This window comes from Streptomyces sp. NBC_01384, assembly GCF_045040035.1.
Taxonomy (GTDB): Bacteria; Actinomycetota; Actinomycetes; order Streptomycetales; family Streptomycetaceae; genus Streptomyces.
On sequence record NZ_CP109559.1, the window covers coordinates 5,815,440 to 5,840,262 of the forward strand.

The following is a 24,823-nucleotide window of genomic DNA, read 5'->3' on the forward strand; positions in this document are numbered from 1 at the left end:
GAGGTTGTCGGCGGGTGGGGGCTGGTCGCGCGGCCTCCGGGTTCGGGAGGCGGCGGGGGCGAGTTGCCTCTGCCTCAGCTGGTGCGGCCCTTGGCGTCGAACTGCTTCATGCGGTCCAGGACGGAGTCCGCCGTCGGCCCGTGCACCTCGTCCACGATCCGTCCGTCCGCGAGGAAGACGACCCGGTCCGCGTACGCCGCCGCCACCGGGTCGTGGGTCACCATCACCACGGTCTGCCCCAACTCCCGTACGGAGTTGCGCAGGAAGCCCAGCACCTCCGCGCCGGAGCGTGAGTCGAGGTTTCCGGTCGGCTCGTCGCCGAAGATGATGTCGGGCCGGGAGGCGAGGGCGCGGGCGACGGCGACGCGCTGCTGCTGGCCGCCGGAGAGCTGGGAGGGCCGGTGGCTGAGGCGGTCGGCGAGGCCGATCATCGTGATGACCTTGTCGAGCCACTCCCGGTCGGGCTTGCGGCCCGCGATGTCCATCGGAAGGGTGATGTTCTCCAGGGCCGTCAGCGTCGGCAGCAGGTTGAACGCCTGGAAGATGAAGCCGATCTTGTCCCGGCGCAGCTTGGTGAGCTGCTTGTCCTTGAGGGAGCCCAGCTCGGTCTCGCCGATGCGCACGGAGCCGGAGGAGAAGGTGTCGAGGCCCGCCACGCAGTGCATCAGCGTGGACTTGCCGGACCCCGACGGGCCCATGATCGCGGTGAACTCGGCCTGCCGGAAGTCGACGGAGACCTGGTCGAGGGCGACCACCTGGGTCTCGCCCTGTCCGTAGACCTTCGACAGTTCCGTGGCGCGGGCGGCCACCGTGGTGGCCCGGTCGGCTAGGGGTGTGCTGGTCACGGGAGGGTGCTCCTGTCGGGACGACGGCGTTTTTTGGGGACGTGTCCCATCGTCGCGGGTGTTCGGCGCTGTGTAGTCAGCCGCTGTTCCGGTTCCGGGGGCAGCCTGGGGTCGGACCGCGAACGGCCGTCTCATACCTGGGGATGAGGGCGCTCCCTGAGTGGCGTCGGGGTACGACTTGAGGGAGTGCGTCCGTTCGGGCGGTGAAATTCCGTCATTCCGTATACGCGGGCTCTCGCCGCCCGAAAGGCTATTGGCAAGTGCGGATGGCCCGTACCGAGGGCTGATGCACCCTCAGACGTCAATAAAATAAGACAACATCGGTTCGCCCGTTCGTTGTTCGAGGGATGCGCCCCGATAGGCTCGGAACCTCGATGCGGAGCCCATGGCCTGCCCGGATGGTGGAATGCAGACACGGCGAGCTTAAACCTCGCTGCCCCTCGCGGGCGTACCGGTTCAAGTCCGGTTCCGGGCACCTCCGACACTTCTGTCCCTTACATCCCTCATGGGCGTTTCTCGTCGATGGACGCCATGGACGCCTCTGACGACTCCATCGCGAACCGTTGACAGCAAGCGCGTGCGGTCGGAGACTCCCGTCAGGAATTGGTGAAGCAAATTTCACCAGACGAACAGACTTGAGCGGAACGCGAAGGGGCGTGCCGGATGCGTACCACCGTCGGGATCATCGGAGCCGGGCCGGCCGGTCTGCTGCTGGCGCGGCTGCTGCGCAACGCGGGGATCGGCTCCGTGGTGCTGGAGAGTCGCGACCGGGCGTACGTGGAGCAGCGGCAGCGCGCCGGAATCCTGGAGCAGGGGACGGTGGACGTGCTGCGGGCCGCCGGGGCCGGGGAGCGGATGGACCGGGAAGGGCTGCGGCACGACGGGATCGAGCTGCGGTTCGAACGGGAGCGGCACCGGGTCGACTTCCCCGCCCTCACCGGCGGCAGCTCCGTGATGGTGTACGCCCAGACCGAGGTCTGCAAGGACCTCATCGCGCTCCAGCTGGGGGAGGGCGGACCGCTGCTCTTCGAGGCCGAGGCGCTGGCCGTGGAGGGGGCGGAGAGTGAACGGCCGCGCGTCCGCTTCCGCCACGACGGGCGCGAGGACATACTCGAGTGCGATTACGTCGTCGGCTGCGACGGCTTCTGGGGGGTCGCCCGGAAGGCGGTACCCGCCGAACTCTCCCGCGTCTTCGAACGGACGTACCCCTTCGGCTGGCTCGGCATCCTCGCCGATGTGCCGCCCTCCCACGACGAACTGGTCTACGCCCACCACGACCGCGGCTTCGCCCTGCTCAGCATGCGCCCGCCCGTCACCCGCCACCACCCTTCCAAGGAAGTCGCTTCGCTCCCTATCGGATCCTTCGTCTCCCGGCTCTACCTCCAGGTGCCCGAGGGCACGGACGCCGAGGCGTGGGCGGACGAGGAGATCTGGGACGAGCTGGAGCGGCGCTTCGAGACCGCCGACGACTGGCGGCTGGAGCGCGGACCCATCACCTCCAAGTCCGTCACCCCCATGCGCAGCTACGTCCATGAACCCATGCGGCACGGGCGGCTCTTCCTCGCCGGGGACGCCGCCCACATCGTCCCGCCGACCGGCGCCAAGGGACTCAACCTCGCCGTCGGAGACGTCGTCACCTTCGCCCGCGCGCTCGTCCACCTGGAGGAGACCGGATCGGCGGAACGCCTCGACGCGTATTCCGAGACCTGTCTGCGCCGCGTCTGGCAGGCCGAGCGGTTCTCGTACGACATGACGACCCTGCTGCACCGCGCCCCCGACGCCACCTCCTTCGAGGACCGCCTCCAACTGGCCCGGCTGCGCAGGGTCGCCGGGTCCCGGGCGGCCGAGACGGACCTCGCCGAGGGGTACACCGGGTTTCCCCTGGACTGAGACCTGGACCGAGACGGGGCGAAGAGCCGGTCGCGGACTCACGGACGTCACGGACGGGCTAAGCACGGCCTAAGGGCCCTGTCACGGCTTGGTACCAGTGCTCGCAGGTCATGGGACACACGCGTACCTTGGCAGGGCGAGGGAAAGATCCTCCCCAAGCACTAGGGTCAACCCTTTGCCTACCTATTACTCTTGAGGCCAAGGCCATGCACCATGGCCATGGAGGAGCGAAATGAGGAGCAGCAACCCGGTCTTCTCGCGACGGGGGTTCAGCCGCGACAACGGCTACGCGGGATTCAACGCGGCGCCGCAGGCCGGGGGACCCGCTGTCGGCACGCAGGCCAACCCGTACGCCCAGCAGGGCGGCAACCCCTACGCGCAGAACCCTTACGCCCAGCAGGACCTGCAGGGCGCCCCGCCGCAGGCCCCGGCCTCCACCGGCCGGATGACGATGGACGACGTCGTCATGCGCTCGGCCATGACGCTCGGCACCGTCACCGTCGGCGCCATCCTGGCCTGGGCGCTGCTTCCGGTGTCCAACACGAGTTACGGACTCGCGGCCGCCTCCGGCCTGGTCGCGTTCGTGCTGGCCATGGTGCAGTCCTTCAAGCGCACGGTCTCGCCCGCGCTGATCCTCGGTTACGCCGCCTTCGAGGGCGTCTTCCTCGGGGTCATCAGCGAGATCTACAACAGCCGGTGGAACGGCGCGCCGTTCCAGGCGGTGCTCGGCACCATGGCGGTCTCCGGCGCGACCCTCCTCGTCTACAAGGCGGGCTGGATTCGCGTGACCGCGCGGTACGCGCGCATCGGTATGTCCATCGCCATCGCCTTCGTGGTCGTCATGGCGGTCAACCTGCTGCTTGTCGCCTTCGGCGTCGCCGAGGACGGCGGACTGCGCAGCATGGGCCCGCTGGGCGCGATCGTCGGCATCCTGGCGATCCTGATCGGCGCGTTCTTCCTGACCCTCGACTTCAAGCAGATCGAGGACGGCGTCGCGTACGGCGCGCCGAAGGAGGAGGCCTGGCTGGCCGCGTTCGGTCTGACCATGACCCTCGTGTGGATCTACGTCGAGATGCTGCGACTGGTCGCCATCTTCAGTAGCAACGACTAGCGAGCAGCCGAGCGGTAACGTCTGAAGGGCCCGCGAACCACCGGTTCGCGGGCCCTTCGTCGTTCGCATGCTTCATTCGCATGCTTCACCGCATGATTCGTTCGAACGCTTCGTTCGGATGCCTGGTCGTCCGGTCTCGGTGGTGCGCGCTCAGAGCAGTTTGCGCGCGGCCCTCCTCAAGTCGTACTCGTGAATGATCGCCTTGGCGTGGCCGTACGCGAGGTCGTGCTCGGCGCGGAGCCAGCTGACCTTCTCCTCGAAGCGGAAGAGGGCGGGGCCTTCGTCGACGGTGCGCAGCCAGTCGGAGACTTCACGACCGGTGCAGTGGGGGATGCGGGCGAGCAGATTGCGATGGGTCTCCTGGGAGAACACTTGGGACATCGGCGCCTCCGGACGCAATGGGGATGTAAGCCGGTCCTTCACGCCACCGTGCCTGAGGGTTGGGTTGTTGGCAACAGTCCCGTCGCGGCGCGTAGTCTCGCGGCGTGCTTGATACGACGCCGTTGACGCGAGCCGTGGACCACTTCGCCGACCGGTTGCGGGCCGCTCCGCAGAGCCGGCTGCAACGGGGGGCCGCCGCCGAGGCGCTGGGGCTGGCCAGGGAGTTGGCACTGCGTGCCCAGCGGCTGGAGGACCCGTCCGGGGAGCCTCATGAGATGCCTGACGCGGGGATGTTCGCCGCCGCCGATCAAATCACCGTCGCGGGGCATGACTTGGCGCTCGTGCTGCGGGACGAGGGACAGCTCGCGGAGGCTGTGGGTCTTGTGGAGGAAGCGCAGAAGAGGGCGGGGGTGTGACGGCGGGTCCGCCGACTGCCGGCCGTCCGGGGTTGCTCGCGCCCGCGCGGCGGAGCCGCACAGGTCGCGGCGGAGCCGCACAGGTCGCGGCGGAGCCGCCAGGTGACAGCCCGCGCGCCCCTTACGGGGCGCTCCCACTGAGTGTGTTTCTACAGTGACGCTATGACCCGGTCCGCCAGGACGTAGATGCTCTCCTCGCCGCAGGCGAAGGTCAGGGCGTAGGCGCCGGAGATGCCGGAGCCGCCCAGGAGGACCGGGCTTTCGCCTGCGGCGAGGGCCGCGGACAGCCGCTCGGCGGTTTCGCGGTGGCCGGGGGTCATGCACAGGGTCGTACCGTCGGCGAAGACGTAGACGTCGAGGGTGCCGAGGGGGCCGGGGCGGACATCGGCCAGCTCCGTGCGGGACTCGGCGAGCTCCTCCAGGCAGGCGACCGTGCGTTCGTGGTCGTTCACGACGGGTGACTGGACCGGTACGAAGTCGGGGTGCGAGGGGTGGCGGCGGCGGGCGGCGGCCAGTTCGGGCGAGTCGCTGGTGGTGCCTCCCTGCACGAAGTCCTTGGGGAAGTACTCGTCGGCGTCGAGGCCGGCCTCGGTCACCGGTTCCAGGGGCTCCAGGCCCGCGAAGTCCGAGTGGCGGGGCAGGAACAGTTCGCTGTCGGGCAGCCCGAGCAGCGAGGGCGCGTCCGAGGCGTCACGTGCCTCCTGGGCGGCCCAGAACGCCCGTGCCTCGGCGAGCTCCTGCTCCCGCTCCTCGGCGAGCGCCTCGGCCACGGCAGCGCGTATCTCGTCCGCGTCCGCGGCTGAGCGCGCGGCCGGTACGAGGCCGCGCGCGGCGGTGGCCCTGCTCTCGGCGAGTTCGGCGTGCAGGGCCGCGACCTGCCGGCGCAGACCCCGCAGGATGCGCAGAACGGCGACGCCCACGACCGCGGTCGCGGCGGTGGTGAGCAGCAAAGCAATCGGCATGGCGCTCACTGACGTACTCCCAGTTCCAAGTCGGCCCCCGACTTCCTACATCAGCTTGAAGGGTGGACCATCGAGCTGTCAGTGCGTAACGTCACAAAATGGACAGGACTTTATGCCTGAGGTTTAGTTGCGTAACGCCTCTGACCTGCGTAAATCGCTCTCCAGGGGGAGATAGGTCACATCTTGGGGGGGATTGGATCACAAATCGGCCCAGAGCCCTGGTGGGTACGGGGCTCCGGGCCGATCCGGTCACGCCGGGTTCAGTCGCCGTTACGGGAACGGGTTCAGCTGAGGCGCTCGATGACCATCGCCATGCCCTGGCCGCCGCCGACGCACATCGTCTCCAGACCGAACTGCTTGTCGTGGAACTGGAGGGAGTTGATGAGCGTGCCGGTGATGCGGGCGCCGGTCATGCCGAAGGGGTGGCCGACGGCGATGGCGCCGCCGTTCACGTTCAGCTTGTCCAGCGGGATGTTCAGGTCGCGGTAGGAGGGGATCACCTGGGCGGCGAAGGCCTCGTTGATCTCGAAGAGGTCGATGTCGTCGACGCTCAGGCCGGCGCGCCGGAGCGCCTGCTTGCTGGCCTCCACCGGGCCGAGGCCCATGATCTCGGGGGAGAGGCCGGTGACGCCGGTCGAGACGATCCGGGCGAGCGGGGTGAGGCCGAGCTCGCGGGCCTTCGTGTCGGACATGATCACGAGGGCGGCGGCGCCGTCGTTGAGGGGGCAGCAGTTGGCGGCCGTGACCATGCCGTCGGGGCGGAAGACGGGCTTCAGACCCTGGACACCCTCCAGCGTCACGCCCGCGCGCGGACCGTCGTCCTTGCTGACGACCGTCCCGTCGGGGGTGGTGATCGGGGTGATCTCGCGCTCCCAGAAGCCGTTCTTGATGGCTTCCTCGGCGAGGTTCTGGGAGCGGACGCCGAACTCGTCCATGTCCTGGCGGGTGACGCCCTTGATGCGGGCGAGGTTCTCGGCGGTCTGGCCCATCGCGATGTACGCGTCGGGGACGAGGCCGTCCTCGCGCGGGTCGTGCCAGGTGGAGCCCTCGCTCTGGGCCACGGCCTCGGTGCGGGCCTCCGCCTCGGCGAAGAAGGGGTTGCGCGTGTCGGGGAGGGAGTCGGAGTTGCCCTTGGTGAAGCGGGAGACCATCTCGACGCCGGCCGAGATGAAGACATCGCCCTCGCCGGCCTTGATGGCGTGCAGGGCCATGCGGGTGGTCTGGAGGGAGGAGGAACAGTAACGGGTGATGGTGCAGCCGGGGAGGTGGTCCATGCCCATCTGTACGGCGACGATGCGGCCGAGGTTGTTGCCCTGCTCGCCGCCGGGGAGGCCGCAGCCGAGCATCAGGTCGTCGATGTCCTTGGGGTCCAGTTCGGGGACCTTGGCGAGGGCGGTCTGGATGATGGTGGCGGTGAGGTCGTCGGCGCGTACGTCCTTCAAAGAGCCCTTGAAGGCGCGGCCGATCGGGGAGCGGGCGGCTGAGACGATCACGGCTTCGGGCATCAACGGCTCCATTGGCGCTATGGGGTGGAAGGGCCTGGCTGCTTGGGAAGTTACCCGCCCGTACCGCCCAGGTCACCGCTCCGGCCGTGTGACTCCGGCCGCACTTTTCTAAGCGCTTGCTTTTTCGCCCGGGCCGGTCGCGCCCACGCGGCGGAGCCGCACGATGTCACAGCCCCGCGCCCCTGGAGACTCCCGGCCCGTCCGGCGTTCGAGGACGAGGCCGTTCAAGCTCAGGTGGATTTCAAGCTCAGGTGGATGGTGTGGGGGCCGGGGCCGGGTCTGTTTCCGGGACGCGGCGGCGTCGGCGGCGTTTGAGGAGGGCCCAGGGGCCCCGCGGGCCGGTGGGCATGGCGGCCGTGACCTCGGTGCCGGCCTCGGAGGCGGCCTCCGCGGCGGCCCGCGCCACCGGCAGGAAGCCCTCGCGACGGGAGACGTCCGGGCGCTCTTCCTCCGCCGGCCAGAGGCCCAGGCCCGCGCAGACGGTGGGGAGCAGGGCCATCGCCGCCGTCGCGTAGCCCTCCGCCGAGGGGTGGTAGTTGTCGGGGCCGAACAGCTCGCGCGGGTTCGCCTCGAACTCCGGGCCCAGCAGGTCGCCCAGTGACACCGTACGGCCGCCCTGTTCGACCGTACCGATCGTCTGGGCGGCGGCGAGCTGACGGGACGCGCGGCGCGCCAGCCAGCGCAGCGGCTGCTGGACCTGTTCGACCGTGCCCAGGTCGGGACAGGTGCCGACCACGACCTCCGCCCCGGCCGTACGCAGGCGTCTCACCGCCGCCGACAGATGACGGACCGACCGGGTCGGCGGCATCCGGCGGGTGACATCGTTGGCGCCGATCATGATCACGCAGACGTCGGGCACCCGGGAGGTGTCCGAGAGGGCCAGCGCCACCTGCCGGTCGAGGTCGTCGGACTGGGCGCCGGGCAACGCGACATTGCAGAGTTCCACCGGGCGCTCGGCGACCGCCGCGAGCCCGGAGGCGATCAGCGCGCCCGGCGTCTGGCGGGCCCGGTGCACGCCCTGCCCGGCCGCGGTGGAGTCACCGAGCATGGTCAGCCGCAGCGGCGGACCGTCCTGCGCCGCGTACGCATAGCCGTACAGACCGTCCGCGCGGGGCGCATGGCTGTCCCCGTTGCCCACATGACGCTTCGCCAGCTGCACCTCGGCCAGCACCACACCGACCGCCGCGGCGCCGACCAGCCCGATCCCGCCGCCGCCGTACGCCGCGCCCGCCGCGATCCGCCGTGCCACCCTCGCCCTCGACAAGCTCGACATGCGTCGCCGCCACCTCCTCGTAGCCGTACAACCACTGCTTGCCCCGCGGAGCGGGTCGGCCAATCTCAACGGCGAGTGAACCGTCACCCAGGGCCTTAGGCTGACGGGACCATTCCTGTTAAATCGCAGCTCCGGAGACAACGGTGCAATTCCACGACTCGATGATCAGCCTCGTCGGCAACACCCCGCTGGTGAGGCTCAACAACGTGACCGCGGGCATCCAGGCGACCGTCCTGGCGAAGGTTGAGTACTTCAACCCCGGCGGGTCCGTGAAGGACCGTATCGCCCTGCGCATGATCGAGGCCGCGGAGGAGAGCGGCGCCCTCAAGCCCGGCGGCACGATCGTCGAGCCGACCAGCGGAAACACCGGCGTCGGGCTGGCCATCGTGGCGCAGCAGAAGGGGTACAAGTGCATCTTCGTGTGCCCCGACAAGGTGAGCACCGACAAGATCAATGTGCTGCGGGCGTACGGGGCCGAAGTCGTCGTCTGCCCGACGGCCGTGGACCCGGAGCACCCGGACTCGTACTACAACGTCTCCGACCGGCTGGTGCGCGAGACGCCCGGCGCCTGGAAGCCCGACCAGTACTCCAACCCGAACAACCCCCTCTCGCACTATCACTCCACCGGCCCCGAGCTGTGGGAGCAGACGGAGGGGAAGATCACCCATTTCGTGGCGGGTGTGGGGACCGGCGGCACCATCTCCGGGACCGGGCGCTACCTGAAGGACGTCAGCGACGGCAAGGTCCAGATCATCGGGGCCGACCCCGAGGGGTCCGTGTACTCCGGCGGGTCCGGGCGGCCGTACCTCGTCGAGGGCGTCGGTGAGGACTTCTGGCCGACGGCGTACGACCGGACCCTCGCGGACGAGATCGTGGCCGTGTCCGACAAGGACTCGTTCCAGATGACCCGTCGGCTCGCGAAGGAAGAGGGGCTGCTCGTGGGCGGCTCCTGCGGGATGGCCGTCGTCGCCGCGCTGCGGGTCGCGGAGCGGCTGGGCCCGGACGACGTCGTGGTCGTCCTCCTTCCCGACAGCGGGCGCGGGTACCTCAGCAAGATCTTCAACGACGAGTGGATGGCCGACTACGGCTTCCTGGAGGACTCGGGCCCGAGCGCGCGCGTCGGTGACGTGCTCAACGACAAGGCGGGCGGCACCATCCCCTCGCTCGTCCACATGCACCCGGACGAGACGGTCGGTCAGGCCATCGAGGTGCTGCGCGAGTACGGCGTCTCGCAGATGCCGATCGTCAAGCCCGGCGCCGGTCACCCGGACGTGATGGCCGCCGAGGTCGTCGGCTCGGTCGTCGAACGGGAGCTGCTGGACGCGCTGTTCACCCAGCGGGCCTCGCTGCAGGACCCGCTGGAGAAGCACATGTCGGCGCCGCTGCCGCAGGTCGGTTCCGGCGAACCGGTCGGCGACCTGATGTCCGTTCTCGGCAATGCCGACGCGGCGATCGTGCTCGTCGAGGGCAAGCCCACCGGCGTCGTCAGCCGCCAGGACCTGCTGTCCTTCCTCGCCAAGGGCGGCGCCAAGCAGTAGCCGGGCAGCGGGCACGGAGGCGCTCCTGAGAGGGATCTTCCGCCGTTTCGGCAGGGAACTTCGCGGAAGTGGTACGAGCGCGTCACGTCCGCGCAGCACCCGCTTAACACGGGTCCGGCACATTGGTGGGTGTCGGCAGGGCGGGAGCGGCTCCCCGCCTCGGCCGACACCAAAACGGCGCCAAGGACCTCCGGAGCGGCTCCCGGACCTCCATGGACGCCATGGACGCGCAAGCCCGGTCCTGACCCGGCCCGCGTCCCTCGCGGGGACCGCCGTCGTCCCGCCCTCCCGGTAACGGGGGGTGCGGCGGTCCCCGCGCAACACGTGGGAAGGGCCCGGCACCTGTGAAGGTGCCGGGCCCTTTCGCGTCTTTGCGCCTGAACCGGCGCCGCTCTCGCGGACCTGGTTGCTCGCCGTCGTGGTTCCTCAATTAGTGGTTACGGCATTCGTCGCTTCAAAAACGGGGTTACTCGTCCCAGTCCGAGCCCTGTGACTTGCCCGTGCGGCGGCCGAAGAAGTCCGGGGTGACGCGCGCGGCCTGGACCACGTTGATCCCCACGATGCCGGCCCAGGCCACCAGCACGCCGGTCAGGCTCGCGAAAGCGCCGCCGATCGCGGACAGCGGGATCGCGAGCACCAGCGAGACGATCCCGAAACCGAAGCGCTCGCCCCACGAATCGGACGTCCCCCGCGGGGAACGTGCGCCGCGGGCCACCACCATCTGCTGCTCGGCCAGCTGCCGCCGCACCCGGCGGTCCACCGCGCCGTCGAGACGCTGCTCGACCTTCTCCAGGAACGATTCGACGAGCGCGGACTCGTAATCCTCGCCCAGCTCCCTGCGCGCGTGCAGAGTGGCGTCGAGTTCCTTCTTCAGTTCGGCGTCGCCGCCCGCTTGCCTACCCGTCATGGTGTTCACGTTAAGGGGCGGTGGCCCCCGTGGCACTGGGGATAGCCCCCCTGTTCGGGCTGTGCACCCCCGGGGCCAGTACCCCGAGCGACTCCAGCACCCTGCGGTGACCGTGTTCGACCCCGGTGATGCGGACCTCGATGCCCCGGCCCCGCAGATCTCCGACCGCGTCCTTCAGCGCGAGCGCGCCGGTCGCGTCGACGGCCGTGAGACCCGACAGCCGCAGGTCGACCGCCGACACCCCGTGCACGTCCGCGAGGCTGCTGCGGAAACGGTGGGCCGCGGCGAACAGCAGCGGTCCGTCGAAGCGGTACGTGACCTCCGCGCACCCCGGCCCCTCGTCGGTCGCGGCGGGCGTGAGGCGGCTGCCCCGTACCGCCGCGCGCAGGGCGAGCAGCACGGACACGGCGAGGCCCAGCAGCACCGCCCGCACCAGGTCGAGGGCGAGCGTCGCGCACGCGGTGAGCGCCAGGACCAGTGCGTCCCCGCGGGTCGCCCGGGCCATCGCCCGTACCGCGCCCGTCTCCACCATCCTTACGGCGGTGGCCAGCAGGACGCCCGCGAGCGCGGCCAGCGGGATGCGGGCCACCAGTGGGGCCGCGGCCGCCACGATCCCCGCGAGGAGCACCGCATGGGTGAGGGCGGCGAGCCGGGAGGCCGCGCCGGTACGGACGTTCACCGCCGTACGGGCGATCGCTCCCGTTGCCGGTACGCCGCCGAAGAGCGGGGCGGCGAGGTTGGCGATGCCCTGTCCGAAGAGTTCCTTGCCGGGGTCGTGGCGTTCGCCGGGCCGCATGCCGTCCGCGACAGAGGCGGAGAGCAGGGACTCCAGGGCGGCGAGTGCCGCGACGGCGGCCGCAGGTGCGAGCAGGGAGGGCACGCGGGAGGCGTCGAAGAAGGCGAGGGAGGGGGCGGGGAGGGACGCGGGCAGGCTTCCGATGCGGGTCACGTGCAGGCCGAGTCCTTCCGCCACGACGGTCGCCGCCGCCACCGCGACCAGCGAGAACGGCACGCCCGGCCGCAGGCGGGCCCCGGCGAGCATGACCGCCGCGGCCCCCAGCGACAGCGCGAGCGCCGCCCACTGCGGGCTCCGCCCGAACTCCTCTCCCGCCCGCGCCGCCACGGCCGCGACCTGCTCCCCGTGCGGCACCGGCACCCCCAGCGCCGACGGGACCTGCTGCAGCGCGATCACACAGGCGATGCCGACCGTGAACCCGGCGATCACGGGCGCCGGGACGTACGCCATGGCCGCCCCCGCCCGCGAGAAGGCGAGCCCCAGCAGCATCACCCCCGCGATCAGACCGACCGTCAGCACCCCGTTCGCGCCGTACTCGTGGACGATCGGCACGAGGACCACGGTCATCGCCCCGGTGGGCCCGCTGACCTGTCTCGCGGACCCTCCGAACAGCGCGGCGAGCGCTCCCGCGACGATCGCGGTGACCAGCCCGGAGGCGGCGCCCAGTCCGGAGGTGACCCCGAACCCGAGGGCGAGGGGGAGGGCGACCACGGCGACGGTCAGACCGCAGAGGAGATCCCGGCGCGGGGCGCGGGCCATGGAACGGAAGTCGGCGGCGGAGGGCAGGACGGAGAGCGCCCGGGTGAGGGCGGGGGAGTGCTTCATCAGAGTGTGCGACTTCTTCGCGTACGAGGGTGAAAGGAACGCGCCGAGGGTGGGGCGGGCTCAGGGGAGGAGGGCGACCAGGCTGGTGTCGAGGTCGAACCTCGCGGCGGCCACATGGGCCGGGGTGAAGGCAGGGTCCGCCCGGATCGCGTCCCGAACCCAGGCCGCGTGCGCCCGTATGGTGTGTTCGGCCCAGTCCCCGGGCACCGCCCGGGTACGGAGCGCCGCGGGCATGATCTCGTCGACCAGGAGCGCGAGATGGCCGGGTACGGGTGCCCCCGTACGGAGGTGTTCGAGCGTCGCCGCGACGGCCCCGCAGCGCTCGTGTCCCAGCACCAGCACCAGCGGAATGCCGAGCTCCGCCACGCCGTACTGGATGGATCCGAGGACCGCCTCGTCCAGCACCTGCCCGGCGGTCCTTATGCAGAGCAGGTCCCCGATCCCCTGGTCGAAGACCAGCTCGGGCGGGACGCGGGAGTCGATGCAGCCCACGACGACCGCGAACGGATGCTGCCCGGCGGCGAGGACATGCCGCCGGGCGCGCCCCTCGTGCGGATGACGGGGCCGTCCGGCGGCGTACCGCCGGTTGCCCGCGAGGAGTTCGTCGAGCGCCGTGCGGGCGGTCGTCGGCCGGGGTCGGGGTGCGGCGGCGGCCGACGCCGGCGCGGCTGTGGTGAGTACGGAGGCGGTGGTCGCCGCCAGAAAGGCCCTGCGGTTCGAGGGCATGACGCTCCCTCAGGAGTTGTGCTTATGGCGCTCATTCACCGTACGCACACGCACACTCACCCTGAGTATCGATTTAACGACCCTTGGTCGATTCGTCGTCAGATCATCGCCGCCGCGATACCGCCCCTTGATCAGGCGGCGGAGCTGTCCGCGGGAAGGTTCAGAGGCCGCAGCTCGTCCGCGTACGAGACGGAGATCCGGCGCATCAGGCCGTCCTCGGTGATGTCGTACTGGCCCAGGCGCCACAGCGGCGGCGAGTACGCGTGGATCGACACCGCGTCGTCGGTGGCACCGGTGAGACGGTGGATGTGCTCGGGGCCGAAGCAGAAGGACTCGCCCGCGCCGACCGTGACGGACAGATGGCTGCCGCCGATGCGCGGGTTGGACTCGGTCAACGAGCCCTGTACGACGCCCACCGCGCCGGAGGAGATGTCGTGGTCGTGCCAGCCGGTGTCGTTGCGCCGGGTCCAGCACAGCAGCCAGACGTCGACGTACTCGTCGCGGTACAGCGACGCGTAGTACCGCTCCTCGTCGGAGAACGCGACCTGTTCGCGCCAGAGTTCGGGGCGGGTGGCGAGGTCGTCGACGAGGTCCTGGAGTTCGCGCTTGTCGAGCGTGCGGTCCGGCAGGGACTGGTATGCCGTGGACCGGTCCGTCATGGGGTGGCTCCCTTCAGGAGGCGGGCGGGGTTGGCGGTGCGCAGGGCGTGCACGGCGGCGGCCGCGCCGAGGTCGGGGACGGTGGGGGTGGCGTAGGGGCGGTCGCTGCCGCTGACGACCACGTCGATGCCGACGGCCCGGACGAGCGCGTCCACGGCGCGGGTTCCGTACGACGAGGTCTCGTAGAAGGCGTCGAAGTCGACCTCGCCGCGCCCTCCGCCCCGCGCCGCGAGCCGCTCGCCGTGCAGCGGGGCCAGGCCCGCGAGGGCGGCGAAACAGACGCGCAGGCGCGGGTGGCGGGCGCGGCCGAAGGCGCGGAAGGCGAACCAGGACGCGTGCATCTGGTGGAGGTAGGGGACCAGGGCCGGCCACCAGGGCGGGGTGTCGGGGGTGGGCGGGGCCGTGCCCGGGTGGACGAAGAGCGGCTTGTCGTGGCGGGTGAGGACGTCGAGGAGGGGTGCGCAGTAGTCCCAGCCGGCCGCGTCCAGCAGGGCGGTGGCGGGGAGTTGGAGGCCCGCGCAGCCGCGGTGGAGTTCGCGCTCGACCGCATCCGGGTCTGTGTCCGGTTCCGACAGGCAGGGCGAGGCCCAGACGCCGAAGGGGGCGGGGAGCGCCAGGGCGCCGTCGTGGAAGGCGGCGAGCAGCGGGGCGGCCTCGGCGGGCGGCAGGTATTCGATTCCGAGCGGGCTGGAGAGGGAGACCAGGGCGAGGTCCAGGCCGTCGTCGGCGGCCAGGCGGGTGCGGGCCGCGAGGTCGTGGTCGGCCGGGTCGACCTCGTACGGCGGCTCACCCGCCAGGTGCAGGGTCCAGCCGTCGAGGTACGGGGGCGCGGTGCGGGCGCGCAGCAGCTCGACGAAGGCGGGCGGCCAGATGTGCTGGTGGACGTCGGTGGGCACGCGGCGGTCCTCGCAGGATGGACGTGAAGTTAAGCGCTTCACTGATGCGATTAACTTAAGCGATTAACAAGGGGGCGTGTCAAGGGTGCGCCCGGAGCGCGGACGGGCCGTGCGCCCACAATGCGGACGCATCCCGGTAGGCTTCCCGGCATGGCCAGGCCCAATAAGCGCACCACCCTCCGGGAGGTGGCCGAGGCCACGGGTCTCTCCACCGCCGCTGTCTCCTACGCGCTGCGCGGCAAGCACGTCTCGAAGGAGACCGAGGAGCGGGTGCGCAGGGCCGCCGCCGAGCTCGGCTACGAGGCCGACCCCATCGCCCGCGCCCTGGCCAGCGGCCGCACCAGCATGGTCGGCGTCCTCGCGGGCGACCTTCAGGACCTCTGGCAGCAGCAGCTGATGGCAGCCATCGGCCGGGAGCTGCTGGCCGGCGACCGCTATGCGCTGATCCTGGACGCGGGCGGTGACCCCGACCGCGAGCTGAAGCTCGCCAAGCAGCTGCGCGACCAGCGCGTCGACGCGCTGCTGGTGTCGCCGGTGAACCCCTCGGCCGAGGAGTGGGCGGCGATCGCCGAGGCGCTGCCGGTGGTGGCCGTCGGGGACTCGCTCAGTGCGGCCCGTACGGCAGGGCAGGTCATCTTCGACAACCGGGCCGGCATCGACGCCGTACTGGAGTATCTGCACGGCCTCGGCCACCGCCGGGTGACCGTGCTGACCCCGACCCGGCCGAGCACGCCGGACCGGCCGGCCGACGTGTACGTCCGCGAGGCCGCCGAACGGCTCGGGCTGCAGGCCGAACTGGTGCCGTGCCCCCAGGAGCTGGGCGAGGCGACGGTGGTGGCACGCCGCCTGCTGGTCGGCCCGCGGCCCGCGACCGCCGTCTTCTGCTTCTCCGACTCACTGGCGTACGGGGTGTACGCGGCCGCCGCCGAGGCCTCGCTGGAGGTGGGCCGGGACGTGTCCGTGGTCGGCTTCGACGACCACCCGGTGTCCCGGGTCCTCACCCCGCCGCTGACCACGGTGGACTGGGGCCTGCCGGAGATCGCCGCGGAGGCGGCACGCCTGACCGTCGCGGCGATCGAGGGGAAGCGGGTACGGAAGAAGAGGATTCTTTGCGCGCCGCGGATGAGTGAGCGGGGGTCGGCGGTACGGGTGTAGCCCTGCGGGGCCTCTTCTCCACAGTGCCTGTCGGCGTGCTCTGCGCGCGGGCGCCTCTTGTCTGCCAGGCGATCGGGACTTCGGCCGGGATCAGCCGTCAGACCAGCCAGGACACGGCCGGATTCCGTGAAGGCCCGGGTCGGAGGCCCGGGCCTTGTTTGCCGTTCGAACCACCATGAGCGCACGCACCCTTCGCGTACGCAAGACGACTGACGTCTCGTCCTGCGCATCGCGAGATTCGGGGCCGGGAGCTTCCGGCGGGCCGCGAAACGGCCCGCCGGCAGAAGAGGCGGGCGGGCCGTGGCCGAAGAGGTCTCCGCCGATCAGGCGGGCCCGTCCAGGCTGACGTAGCACGTGTAATTGCTCCCGGGGTTCTCCGACGGAGTTCCGTTGTATCCGTCTTCCCAGCCGCCTCCGTCCTCGGGGAATCCTGTGTACGCCTCCTTCTTGGTCCCACCGATCCAGAAGTGGGCCTCCCGGCTGTTGTCGACGTCGGAGTCCAGCACGCAGGAGAAGTTGTTCTTGCACCAGAACTTTCCGCTCGGTGTCCCCGTGGAAACAAATTCGACATACCAGTAGTCGAATTCCTCCGAGCCGATCCCGGTCTGGTAGTGCCGAACGAACGGTCCGGCACTCTCCCCGTTCTTCAGCGAGTCGATCTTATATGTATCGGATTCGACACCACTCTTGGAGGTGCTGAACTTCAGAATGACGCTCTGAATGTCCGCACCCCACATGTTGAAGAACCGTACATTGATGGTCCGATCGGTCGACACTTCGAAACTCCCTTGGTCGGATTGGGTGTGCGAGCCGCATATGGCACCTCGCCCAACACCAGATGCACGTCAAACTTATTTGACCTGATAAACCCCCGCAAATGGTGCGCGGAGAAACCACCCGCATGGCCCCGGCCGTAGGGCGGCAAAATCGAAGGCGTGGCCGAGGCGTATGCGGAGCCTGACGCGGTGGCCGAACATCGGGCGTTCTCTTGGGCTTGATCCGCTTTGACGGACATCTGAGATCAGGGGTTCTGCCCCGGGTGGGTTGCTTGCCCGAGCGGCCTGAGGGAACGGTCTTGAAAGCCGGAGCCGCCGGGGCAGTCTCGATGCCGCCATGTACTCCCTCACCATGCATACGAGGAGGGCGGAATCGGGATCGCCGGCATTGCCCCGACGGCTCGGCGCTTGAGGCCCTGGGCCTCGTAACGTCTCCTGCCGTGGGCGGCCACATTCGACGGCCCGGCGTCCGGCTCGCGCATCCGCCGGGGTGAACGAATCCGCGCCAAAGCCGCCTGGCGAGCCGGTTTTTGAGGAAGGCAAGGGTGGATCATGGCCTTTCCTTGAGGGCGAGGCTGACACGATTGCGGCTGCGTGTCAGCGCTGAGCCGAGCGGTCCGCGACGGCCAACCCGCCGTCCACCAGCGGTCGTTCGCCCCCAACTGGCATGCTCGTCACGCACTCCGTCGGTCGACGACTCAGCACTAAGCCCCAGGGCTCATCGCCCGCACCGCGAATTCTCCGTGGAGATCCCATGCGTAGACCTCGCCCCGTAGTCGGGGTGTCTGTGGCCGTGCTCGTCGTGGCAGGAATGGTGAGCGGCTGGGGGACCGATGAGGCGTCGGCGGACGTAGGTGCGGCCGGCACGCTGTACGTGAACCACGACGTGGCGTGCAGCGACACCGGTGCCGGCACACAGAGCGTGCCCTTCTGCACCGTGCAGGCTGCGGCGGACGTGGTGGAGCCGGGGCAGACAGTCCAGATCGAGTCGCCGAACAACCAGCCTTACTCGGGATCGGTGACCTTGACGCGGTCGGGCACCAAGGACGCACCGATCACGTTCACCGGAACACCCCTCGGCGTGGGCGGCTCACGGGCGGTGCTCGCGTGGCCCGGCTCCGCGCCGGCGCTGACACTGAAAGCGGTGCACGACGTACGCGTCGAATCGCTGACGGTCGCCTACGACGACGGAAACGGGGTGGCGGTGACGGGCTCTGAAGGCGTCACCCTCGACCGGCTGTCGTTCGACCGCCCCGTACTGTCGGCCTCGGGCACGGGAACCGCGGTCAGCGTGGACGGCGAATCCTCGGACGTGACCGTGTCGCGGAACTGGGTCGGCGACGGATACGCGTACGGCGTGCGGGTGGAGCCGGGAGCGGCCCGGGTCACCGTGACGACGAACGTGGTGACCACCCCGCGGCAGGGCGGGATCGCGGTGAGCGGGACAACCGGCACGGACGTGACGAGCAACACGGTCGTGGCGCCGTGCGCCCCCGGAATCTCACTGGACGGCCAGAGCTCGGGGGCGGTGGAGAACAACGTGGTCGCTTCCGCGGCGGCGAGGCAGAGCAGTACGTGCCCGGCGCCCACCGCGCCGCTGTACGCGGTGTCGGCCGACTCGGCGGCCCAGATCATTAGTGACTACAACGTAGCCGCGAACGGTACGGGCGCGTCCGTCCGGCCGCGCGCCGAGTACTCCTGGGCCGGAACCTCCTACGCCACCACTGCGGCGCTGCGGGACGCAACCGGGCAGGGCGCGCACGACATCGACGGACTCAACGTGCTGTCCCTCACGGCACCGTACGAACACTCCCCCCTCATCGACTCGGCCGACGCTGACGCGCCCGGCGCGCTCGGCACCGACATCGACGGCTCCAAGCGCGTCGACGACCCGCTCGTCGCCGACACCGCCACCGGCACGTCGGCCCGCCCCGACCGGGGCGCCATCGAGCGGGAGGACACCATCACCGTCCCGTCCGACGACATGCCGTCGCCGACAAGCGGAGTCGCCCCCTTCACCGCCTCGGTCAGGACCGACGACGCCACCAGTGCCTGGGGCGAAGCACTCACGTATTCGGCCGACTTCGGGGACGGCACCACCCCGGTCACCGGCGTCGCGGGCACCGCGATCACCCACACCTACACCACGCCGGGCATGTATCCCGCCAGTATCACAGTGACCGACACCGACGGGACGAGCCGGACCCTGCGGTACGGCAACATGGTGGCAGGTACGGCCACCCCGCCGGCCGCGTCGCTGTCCGTGACCACGGACACCACGAGCGACGGGCAGGTCAACGGGGGGGCGGCACAGTTCGCCGTTGCGCAACCGGCGGACGCGTGGGAGGTACTCAGCCAGACCGTGGCCTTCGGCGACGGCAGCCACGACACAGCGGGCGGCGGCGCGCAGCAGACGTACCACCAGTACTCGGCGCCCGGCACGTACACCGCCACGCTGACGCAGACGGACCGGCTCGGCCGGACCACCACCGCCAAGGTGACCTTCCACGCCGCGGACACCTTCACGCCCATCGCCCCGCTCTACGACGCCGAGAGGACGATCGCCGCGCACGGGGTGCTGAAGCTCTCGGCGGCCACGGTGCAGGCCGATTCCGACGGAGTGGACGCAGCCCAACTGCAGATCGTCACCAGCGAGGCCAAGGCGAGCGGTTCCCTGACTCTCTACACCGACGGCACCACCCGGCCGGGCACCTCCAGCATCAACTTCGAGCCCGGCCGGACGGCCACCAACGAGGCGACCGTGAAGGTCACCCCGACCGGTTCGGTCGACATCTACAACGGCAGCTCCGGCTCGGTGACCGTCAACGTCGCCACGGTCGGCCTCCACGCCCACGCCCAGTTCGCCCGCACCTACCACCCCGCCACACCGGCCCGCCTGCTCGACACCCGCAACGGCACAGGCGGCGTCACCGGCCCGGTCGCCGGCGGCCACTCGGTCACGCTGACAGTCGCCGGCACCCACGGCGTCCCGACCGGAGCGGACGCGGTGGTGCTCAACGTCGGGGCGACCACCACCAAGGCGTCCGGTAGCCTCACCGTCTCCACCCACGGCACCTCCGACTCCAGCGTGACGGGCCCGTACTGGACCACCGGGCAGACGGCCTCCGATCAGATCGTGCTCCCGCTGGTGGACGGCAAGGTCGTCCTGCACAACGACAGCAGGTCGTCGGCGAACCTGGTCGCGGACCTCGTCGGCTGGTACGGCCCCACCGCGAGCGGTTCGGAGTTCCAGCCCGTCGGGCCGGGACGGATCCTCAACACCCGCACCGGCACGGGAACCGGCGGGAAGATCGCCAAGCTCGGCGCCCACGCCACGCTCAAGCTCAAGGTCACCGGCGCACACGGAGTCCCGGCGAGCGGGGTCAGCGCCGCCGACCTCAACCTCACGGTGCCCTCACCTTCCGGCAGCGGCTACCTCGTCGCCTACGCCGACGGCACCGCCCGCCCCGGCGTGCACTCGGCCGACTTCACCACCGGACATACCGTGGCCAACCGCGCGCTGGTCAAGGTCGGCACCGACGGCGAAATCGACCTCTACAACGCCGGCTCCACCTCCGTCGACGTCTACGCCGACCTCCTGGGCGACTACGCTGTCTTCCCGGTGGGCTGACCGGCCGACAGCCGGCTCGCGGCTGGCCGGTGTACGCCAACCTGTACGCCAACAGCGGCGCACGAACACGGCCAACCGAGATCATCAACCGCCGTGTGATCAAGCCCAGCCCCGCCAAGGCGCGGCCTGAAATTCGCCCGACCCGGTGGGCCGGCGTTTTTGAAACGCCGGACAGGATGAAACCGTCCGGCGTTCGAAGGCTCACGCCAACTTCTTCGTGCGGAAGATCGCGATCTGGTCGCCGAGCCGGACGGCCTCGTCGATGTCGTGGGTCACGAAGACGATGGTCTTGCTGAGCTCCTTCTGGAGGCGGAGCAGTTCGTCCTGGAGCTGGGTGCGCACGACCGGGTCGACCGCGCCGAAGGGCTCGTCCATGAGCAGGACGGGCGGGTCGGCGGCGAGCGCGCGGGCCACGCCCACGCTCCCCCAGTGCTTTAAGAGCCTGGGGGGACCCCCAGCTGCCGGCCGCCGGAGAGCTGGTGCGGGTAGCGCTTGCCGGCGTCGGCGGCGAGGCCGACGGTCTCCAGGAGCTCGGCCGCCCTGGCGGGGGCCTTCTTGCGGCCCCAGCCCAGCAGCAGCGGCACGGTGGCGATGTTGTCGAGCACCGTGCGGTGCGGGAAGAGGCCGGCCTGCTGGATGACGCAGTCCCTTGCCCGGTCTGCATATCGTCATGCAGAGTTCTCTGTACCTGAATAGGTTGCCAACGGTCCGGTGTTAATCGCTGGTTACTTATGGCCACCAGGCAAGATCCAATGTCCGTGCTGAGGGGAGTTTGGGATCTATGTCGTCACGGAATGCGGACACGCCGAGTGCAGTGACGGCCGGTCTCACAGCCGGTCTCGTGGTGCTCGACGGGTGCAGCACGGGTGTCGGCGACATCGTGCGGCTCGCCGACGGGGCCGCGCGCCCCGTTCCCGGCACCGAGGCGATGAAGCGCGTCGAGCAGTCCTGGGACGCCGCCCGGCAGATCGCAGCCACCGGTCGCGTCTACGGCCGCTCCACCGGCGTCGGCGCCAACCGGAACGAGGACGTGCCCACCGAGGCCGCCGCCGAGCACGGCCTGCGCCTGCTGCGCAGCCACGCCGGCGCCATCGGCGAGGAACTCCCCGCCCGCCAGGTCAGGGCCATGCTCGCCGTCCGCGCCAACCAGCTCCTGGCGGGCGGAGCGGGCCTGCGCCCCACCGTCGTCACGGCGCTGTGCGAGGCGCTGGAGAACGGTGCGTATCCGGTCGTGAACGAGTTCGGGTCGGTGGGCACGGGCGACATCGCGGCACTGGCGCAGGTGGGGCTGGCGCTGGTGGGGGAGCATCCGTGGCGGGGGCCGGACGCCACGCAGGTGCGGGGCGGCCGGTCCGAGCCGCGACCCCAGGAGCGGGGCGCGCCGTCTCCGGGACAGGGTGTGCCGTCCCCGGGGCAGGGGATCTTGTCCCTCGGTGAGCGCGTCTCGTCCTTCGAGGAGGAGGTGTCGTCCCTCGGACACGGCGTGCCGCCCGAGCCCCAGCCCCTCGACAACAACGACGCCCTCGCGCTCATCAGCAGCAACGCGCTCACCCTCGGGCAGGCCGCCCTCGCGCTGGATGAACTGCGCGGGCTGATCGAGGCCACGCAGGTCGTCGCCGCGCTGTCGCTGCTGGCCGTGGACGGGTCGCACGAGGCGTACGCGGCGCCCGTGCACGCCGCGCGCCCGCACAAGGGGTCGACCGAAGTGGCCCGGCGGATGCGGGAGCTGATCGGGGCGGCGGACCGGCCCACCCCTCCGCTCGGGCGGATCCAGGACCCGTACGGCTTCCGGTGCGTTCCGCAGATCCACGGGCCCGCGCACGACGCCGCGGACGCGCTCGAAGGGGTCCTCGTCGTCGAGATCAACGCCGCCGCCGAGAACCCGCTCATCTCCCCCGAGGACATGGCCGCGTACCACCACGGCGGCTTCTACCAGGCCCAACTCGCCCTCGCCCTGGACCACTTCAGGCTGGCGATCACCCAGGTGGCCCGTCTGTCGACCTCCCGGCTCTCCACCCTCAACGAACCCGCCTACACCCGACTGCGCCCCTTCCTCGCCGACCACGAGCCCGCGTCCTCCGGCGTGATGATCCTGGAGTACGCCGCCGCAGCCGCCCTCGGCGACCTGCGGGCCTTCTCCGCACCCGCCTCGCTCGGCCACGCTGTACTCTCCCGGGGCGTCGAGGAACAGGCGAGTTTCGCCTCGCTCGCCGCACGGCAGACACTGCGGGCGTGCGGTGCCTACCGTCTCGTCGTCGGCTGCGAACTGGTCGCCGCCGTACGGGCGCTGCGCCAGCGCGATCTGCGGCCCGACCCGGAGCTGCCGGTCGGGCGGGCGCTGGAGCTGGCCGAATCGGTGCTCGGCGCGGACCAGGCCGACCGCCCGCTGACCGACGACGTGACGGCGGCGGCCGCACTGCTCGACCGGTTCACGGACATCTGGAGGGGGAGCGAGTCATGAGCGTGGACAGGAGCATGGACGTGAGCGCGGGCGTGAACGCGGGATTGAGCGCGGACGTGAAGACGGGATCGAACGCGGACGTGAATACCGACATGAACGCGGACATGAACTCGGATGTGAACGCGGATGTGAGCGTGACGGACAGTCCTGCCGGGCGCCTGCAGGCGCTCTTCGAGGGGCACCGGCTGACACCGACCCAGCGGCGCATCGCGCACAGCATGGTGCGGCGCGCCGCCGACGTGCCGTTCCTCTCCAGCGTCGAACTCGCCGAACTCGCCGGCGTCAGCCAGCCCTCCGTCACCCGCTTCGCGGTCGCGCTCGGCTTCGACGGCTACCCGGCGCTGCGCAAGCACCTGCGCGAGGTCGCGCCCACCGAACAGCCGGCGACCCCGGGCTCGTACAACGAATACCAGCAGGCCGTCGAGGCCGAGATCGAGAACCTGAGGCATCTGGCCGAGATGCTCGCCGACCCGCGCCCGGTGCAGCGCGCGGGACGGCTGCTCGCCGCCTCCCGCCCGCTCCCGGTCCTTGGGCTGCGCGCCGCGGCCTCCCAGGCGTACGGCTTCGCGTACTTCGCCGCCAAGGTCCACCCCGACGTACGGCTGCTGCACGAGGGCGGCACCATGCTGCACGACCGCATCGACGCGGCCGTCCACGCCGGAGCCACCACCCTGCTCTGCTTCGCGCTGCCCCGCCACCCGCGCGAGGTCGTGGACTCGCTCGCCTACGCCAAGCAGGCGGGGCTGACGGTCGTCACGGTCGCGGACTCCGCCTTCGCGCCGGTCGCGAAGGTCTCGGACCTCCTCCTGCCCGCCGCCGTCGGCACCGGGCTCGCCTTCGACACGGCCTGCTCCCCGATGCTCCTCGGGCGCGTCCTGCTGGAGGCGATGTGCGACGACATCCCGGACGCCCAGGCGCGGCTGGAGGAGTTCGACGTGCGGGCGGCGGCCAGGGGCCTGTTCGTGGAGTAGCCGTGGAGTAGCCGGGGAGCAGTCGCGGTCTCCGCGGGGCCGAGGCTCTCTCAGATTCATCTCACCTTCGCTCGTTAGCGTGCGCGCCCAAAGGACGCTGAAGACGCATGTACGGGAGGCGGAGATCGTGGCGCGCGGAGGGCAGGGGCTGGCTCGGGTGGCCGTCGTCGTGAGGGCCGGGGCCGCACCACTGTGGTGGTTCGGGGTGTTCGCGGCCGGTATCGGGGTGCTGCTGCCGGGGCTGACCGGACGCCGGATCGGGGTCATGGCCGGGGCCGCGCTGTTCATCCTCGCCGCCGCCGTCGTGGCGTGCACCCGCCGCAAGCGGTACGCCGCGCTGGTCCGCTCGGCCGCCCGCGCGAGCAAGCACGATGTGCTCCAGGACCGGGCCGTGACGGTACGCAACTGGCGCCGGGGCCACCGCCGGTGGTTGCTGCTCGCCTTCGTGGCCGCGCTGGGCAGTTCGTTCGCGGTGCCCGCCGCCGGTGGCATGCTGCTGGCCGGCGCGGGCGTCGGGCTGTGGCTCAAGGCCGGCTGGCTCGGGCGCCGCGAACGCGCCGAGGAGTCGCTGATCTGGGTACGCGTCGACTGGCTCGACCGGCGCGCCGGTGCCCCCGCGGGCAAGCCGGTCAAGGCCTGCCGGGCCACCGGAGTGGCGGCCGGCGACGCCGCGCCCGGCGGAGCGCGACGCCGCTGACCCGAGGCCGTGGCGACTGGGGGTCGCTACACCTCGAGGTCCGCCTCGATCCTCTTCAACTGGTGCCTGGCCATCGCCAGGTTGGACCGCTTGGAGTCCAGCACCACATACAGGAAGAGCCCGTTGCCGCCGCGTCCCTTGATCAGCCGGATCAGGTGGTACTGGTCGGACAACGTGATCAGGATGTCCTCGATCTCGCCCTTCAGCCCCAGGTGTTCCATGGTGCGGAGTTTGGCGCGTACGACGTCGGTGTTGCCGGCCGCCGCGACGGTGAGGTCGAAGCCCTTGCTGCCGCCGATCGTGCCCAGCGCCATACCGCTGGTGTAGTCGACGAGAGCGGCTCCGGTCGCACCCTCGATGGAGGCCAGCGCTTCTTTCAGCGCGGTTTCGGTGTTGCTCATG

21 protein-coding genes, 1 tRNA gene and 1 pseudogene are annotated in these 24,823 nt (G+C 70.7%); 10 read left to right on the forward strand and 13 right to left on the reverse strand.

Going from position 1 to position 24,823, the window contains the following annotated elements:
• Positions 1-74: 74 nt before the first annotated feature.
• Complete coding sequence (locus tag OG747_RS26845) at positions 75-845, reverse strand: ABC transporter ATP-binding protein (protein ID WP_405881965.1); 771 nt, start codon at positions 843-845, stop codon at positions 75-77.
• 392 nt (positions 846-1,237) lie between these two features.
• Here OG747_RS26845 and OG747_RS26850 point away from each other — a divergent pair.
• From OG747_RS26850 to OG747_RS26860, 3 genes are all read left to right on the forward strand, one after another.
• Positions 1,238-1,320 (forward strand) — tRNA-Leu (locus OG747_RS26850).
• Positions 1,321-1,508: 188 nt separating this feature from the next.
• Complete coding sequence (locus OG747_RS26855) at positions 1,509-2,735, forward strand: 4-hydroxybenzoate 3-monooxygenase (RefSeq protein WP_405881966.1); 1,227 nt, start codon at positions 1,509-1,511, stop codon at positions 2,733-2,735.
• 232 nt (positions 2,736-2,967) lie between these two features.
• A complete protein-coding gene (locus tag OG747_RS26860) occupies positions 2,968-3,846 on the forward strand; it encodes a Bax inhibitor-1/YccA family protein (protein WP_405881967.1) in 879 nt (292 codons plus the stop codon).
• Positions 3,847-3,996: 150 nt separating this feature from the next.
• Here OG747_RS26860 and OG747_RS26865 read toward each other — a convergent pair whose 3' ends face one another.
• The gene (locus OG747_RS26865) at positions 3,997-4,227 is read right to left on the reverse strand and encodes a DUF4287 domain-containing protein (protein ID WP_026178224.1); all 231 of its coding nucleotides are present in this window, start codon (positions 4,225-4,227) and stop codon (positions 3,997-3,999) included.
• Positions 4,228-4,331: 104 nt separating this feature from the next.
• On the opposite strand from OG747_RS26865, the gene OG747_RS26870 reads away from it, so the two are divergent.
• Complete coding sequence (locus OG747_RS26870) at positions 4,332-4,643, forward strand: hypothetical protein (RefSeq protein WP_405881968.1); 312 nt, start codon at positions 4,332-4,334, stop codon at positions 4,641-4,643.
• A gap of 149 nt (positions 4,644-4,792) precedes the next feature.
• Here OG747_RS26870 and OG747_RS26875 read toward each other — a convergent pair whose 3' ends face one another.
• The 3 genes from OG747_RS26875 to OG747_RS26885 form a co-directional block, all read right to left on the reverse strand.
• Positions 4,793-5,605, reverse strand: a complete 813-nt coding sequence (locus tag OG747_RS26875) for a hypothetical protein (RefSeq protein ID WP_405881969.1) — start codon at positions 5,603-5,605, stop codon at positions 4,793-4,795.
• 284 nt (positions 5,606-5,889) lie between these two features.
• On the reverse strand, positions 5,890-7,110 hold the full coding sequence (locus tag OG747_RS26880; protein ID WP_405881970.1) for an acetyl-CoA C-acetyltransferase: 1,221 nt from the start codon (positions 7,108-7,110) through the stop codon (positions 5,890-5,892).
• Between the two features lie 247 nt (positions 7,111-7,357).
• Positions 7,358-8,383, reverse strand: a complete 1,026-nt coding sequence (locus OG747_RS26885) for an SGNH/GDSL hydrolase family protein (RefSeq protein ID WP_405881971.1) — start codon at positions 8,381-8,383, stop codon at positions 7,358-7,360.
• Positions 8,384-8,526: 143 nt separating this feature from the next.
• On the opposite strand from OG747_RS26885, the gene OG747_RS26890 reads away from it, so the two are divergent.
• A complete protein-coding gene (locus tag OG747_RS26890) occupies positions 8,527-9,921 on the forward strand; it encodes a cystathionine beta-synthase (RefSeq protein ID WP_405881972.1) in 1,395 nt (464 codons plus the stop codon).
• Between the two features lie 466 nt (positions 9,922-10,387).
• Here the strand turns inward: OG747_RS26890 and OG747_RS26895 are convergent, their stop codons facing one another.
• The 5 genes from OG747_RS26895 to OG747_RS26915 form a co-directional block, all read right to left on the reverse strand.
• Complete coding sequence (locus OG747_RS26895) at positions 10,388-10,828, reverse strand: hypothetical protein (protein WP_405881973.1); 441 nt, start codon at positions 10,826-10,828, stop codon at positions 10,388-10,390.
• 10 nt (positions 10,829-10,838) lie between these two features.
• Positions 10,839-12,449: a SulP family inorganic anion transporter gene (locus tag OG747_RS26900; RefSeq protein ID WP_405881974.1), complete on the reverse strand. Its 1,611-nt coding sequence runs from the start codon at positions 12,447-12,449 to the stop codon at positions 10,839-10,841.
• A gap of 60 nt (positions 12,450-12,509) precedes the next feature.
• Complete coding sequence (locus tag OG747_RS26905; RefSeq protein ID WP_405881975.1) at positions 12,510-13,175, reverse strand: carbonic anhydrase; 666 nt, start codon at positions 13,173-13,175, stop codon at positions 12,510-12,512.
• A 131-nt stretch (positions 13,176-13,306) separates the two neighbouring features.
• The gene (locus OG747_RS26910; RefSeq protein WP_405881976.1) at positions 13,307-13,834 is read right to left on the reverse strand and encodes a cysteine dioxygenase; all 528 of its coding nucleotides are present in this window, start codon (positions 13,832-13,834) and stop codon (positions 13,307-13,309) included.
• The gene (locus OG747_RS26915; RefSeq protein ID WP_405881977.1) at positions 13,831-14,730 is read right to left on the reverse strand and encodes an amidohydrolase; all 900 of its coding nucleotides are present in this window, start codon (positions 14,728-14,730) and stop codon (positions 13,831-13,833) included. Before OG747_RS26915 ends, OG747_RS26910 begins: the two co-directional genes overlap by 4 nt.
• A 150-nt stretch (positions 14,731-14,880) precedes the next feature.
• Here OG747_RS26915 and OG747_RS26920 point away from each other — a divergent pair, with 150 nt between their 5' ends.
• Entirely contained in the window at positions 14,881-15,885 is a 1,005-nt protein-coding gene (locus OG747_RS26920; RefSeq protein ID WP_405881978.1) for a LacI family DNA-binding transcriptional regulator, read from the forward strand.
• A gap of 323 nt (positions 15,886-16,208) precedes the next feature.
• Here OG747_RS26920 and OG747_RS26925 read toward each other — a convergent pair whose 3' ends face one another.
• Positions 16,209-16,661: a hypothetical protein gene (locus OG747_RS26925; protein ID WP_405881979.1), complete on the reverse strand. Its 453-nt coding sequence runs from the start codon at positions 16,659-16,661 to the stop codon at positions 16,209-16,211.
• 754 nt (positions 16,662-17,415) lie between these two features.
• Between OG747_RS26925 and OG747_RS26930 the strand changes: the two genes are divergently transcribed.
• Positions 17,416-20,292, forward strand: coding sequence for a PKD domain-containing protein (locus OG747_RS26930; protein WP_405881980.1), 2,877 nt, complete (start codon positions 17,416-17,418; stop codon positions 20,290-20,292).
• 216 nt (positions 20,293-20,508) lie between these two features.
• On the opposite strand, the pseudogene OG747_RS26935 reads toward OG747_RS26930, so the two are convergent.
• Positions 20,509-20,933 (reverse strand): annotated as a pseudogene (locus OG747_RS26935) (ATP-binding cassette domain-containing protein); the annotation flags it as partial.
• Between the two features lie 140 nt (positions 20,934-21,073).
• Here OG747_RS26935 and OG747_RS26940 point away from each other — a divergent pair.
• The 3 genes from OG747_RS26940 (at position 21,074) to OG747_RS26950 (ending at position 24,421) form a co-directional block, all read left to right on the forward strand.
• Complete coding sequence (locus OG747_RS26940; protein WP_405881981.1) at positions 21,074-22,753, forward strand: aromatic amino acid ammonia-lyase; 1,680 nt, start codon at positions 21,074-21,076, stop codon at positions 22,751-22,753.
• 104 nt (positions 22,754-22,857) lie between these two features.
• Entirely contained in the window at positions 22,858-23,724 is an 867-nt protein-coding gene (locus OG747_RS26945; protein WP_405885681.1) for a MurR/RpiR family transcriptional regulator, read from the forward strand.
• A 127-nt stretch (positions 23,725-23,851) separates the two neighbouring features.
• On the forward strand, positions 23,852-24,421 hold the full coding sequence (locus tag OG747_RS26950) for a hypothetical protein (protein WP_405885682.1): 570 nt from the start codon (positions 23,852-23,854) through the stop codon (positions 24,419-24,421).
• A 26-nt stretch (positions 24,422-24,447) separates the two neighbouring features.
• Here the strand turns inward: OG747_RS26950 and OG747_RS26955 are convergent, their stop codons facing one another.
• On the reverse strand, positions 24,448-24,822 hold the full coding sequence (locus OG747_RS26955) for a hypothetical protein (protein ID WP_405881982.1): 375 nt from the start codon (positions 24,820-24,822) through the stop codon (positions 24,448-24,450).
• Position 24,823 lies beyond the last annotated feature (1 nt).

Excerpts from the sequence above, each read along its gene's own strand:
- OG747_RS26855 (WP_405881966.1), top strand. The coding sequence starts at position 1,509 with ATGCGTACCACCGTCGGGATCATCGGAGCCGGGCCGGCCGGTCTGCTG.
- OG747_RS26860 (WP_405881967.1), top strand. The coding sequence starts at position 2,968 with ATGAGGAGCAGCAACCCGGTCTTCTCGCGACGGGGGTTCAGCCGCGAC.
- OG747_RS26865 (WP_026178224.1), bottom strand. The coding sequence starts at position 4,227 with ATGTCCCAAGTGTTCTCCCAGGAGACCCATCGCAATCTGCTCGCCCGC.
- OG747_RS26875 (WP_405881969.1), bottom strand. The coding sequence starts at position 5,605 with ATGCCGATTGCTTTGCTGCTCACCACCGCCGCGACCGCGGTCGTGGGC.
- OG747_RS26880 (WP_405881970.1), bottom strand. The coding sequence starts at position 7,110 with ATGCCCGAAGCCGTGATCGTCTCAGCCGCCCGCTCCCCGATCGGCCGC.
- OG747_RS26885 (WP_405881971.1), bottom strand. The coding sequence starts at position 8,383 with ATGTCGAGCTTGTCGAGGGCGAGGGTGGCACGGCGGATCGCGGCGGGC.
- OG747_RS26895 (WP_405881973.1), bottom strand. The coding sequence starts at position 10,828 with ATGACGGGTAGGCAAGCGGGCGGCGACGCCGAACTGAAGAAGGAACTC.
- OG747_RS26900 (WP_405881974.1), bottom strand. The coding sequence starts at position 12,449 with ATGAAGCACTCCCCCGCCCTCACCCGGGCGCTCTCCGTCCTGCCCTCC.
- OG747_RS26905 (WP_405881975.1), bottom strand. The coding sequence starts at position 13,175 with ATGCCCTCGAACCGCAGGGCCTTTCTGGCGGCGACCACCGCCTCCGTA.
- OG747_RS26910 (WP_405881976.1), bottom strand. The coding sequence starts at position 13,834 with ATGACGGACCGGTCCACGGCATACCAGTCCCTGCCGGACCGCACGCTC.
- OG747_RS26920 (WP_405881978.1), top strand. The coding sequence starts at position 14,881 with ATGGCCAGGCCCAATAAGCGCACCACCCTCCGGGAGGTGGCCGAGGCC.
- OG747_RS26930 (WP_405881980.1), top strand. The coding sequence starts at position 17,416 with ATGCGTAGACCTCGCCCCGTAGTCGGGGTGTCTGTGGCCGTGCTCGTC.
- OG747_RS26940 (WP_405881981.1), top strand. The coding sequence starts at position 21,074 with ATGTCGTCACGGAATGCGGACACGCCGAGTGCAGTGACGGCCGGTCTC.
- OG747_RS26945 (WP_405885681.1), top strand. The coding sequence starts at position 22,858 with ATGAACTCGGATGTGAACGCGGATGTGAGCGTGACGGACAGTCCTGCC.
- OG747_RS26955 (WP_405881982.1), bottom strand. The coding sequence starts at position 24,822 with ATGAGCAACACCGAAACCGCGCTGAAAGAAGCGCTGGCCTCCATCGAG.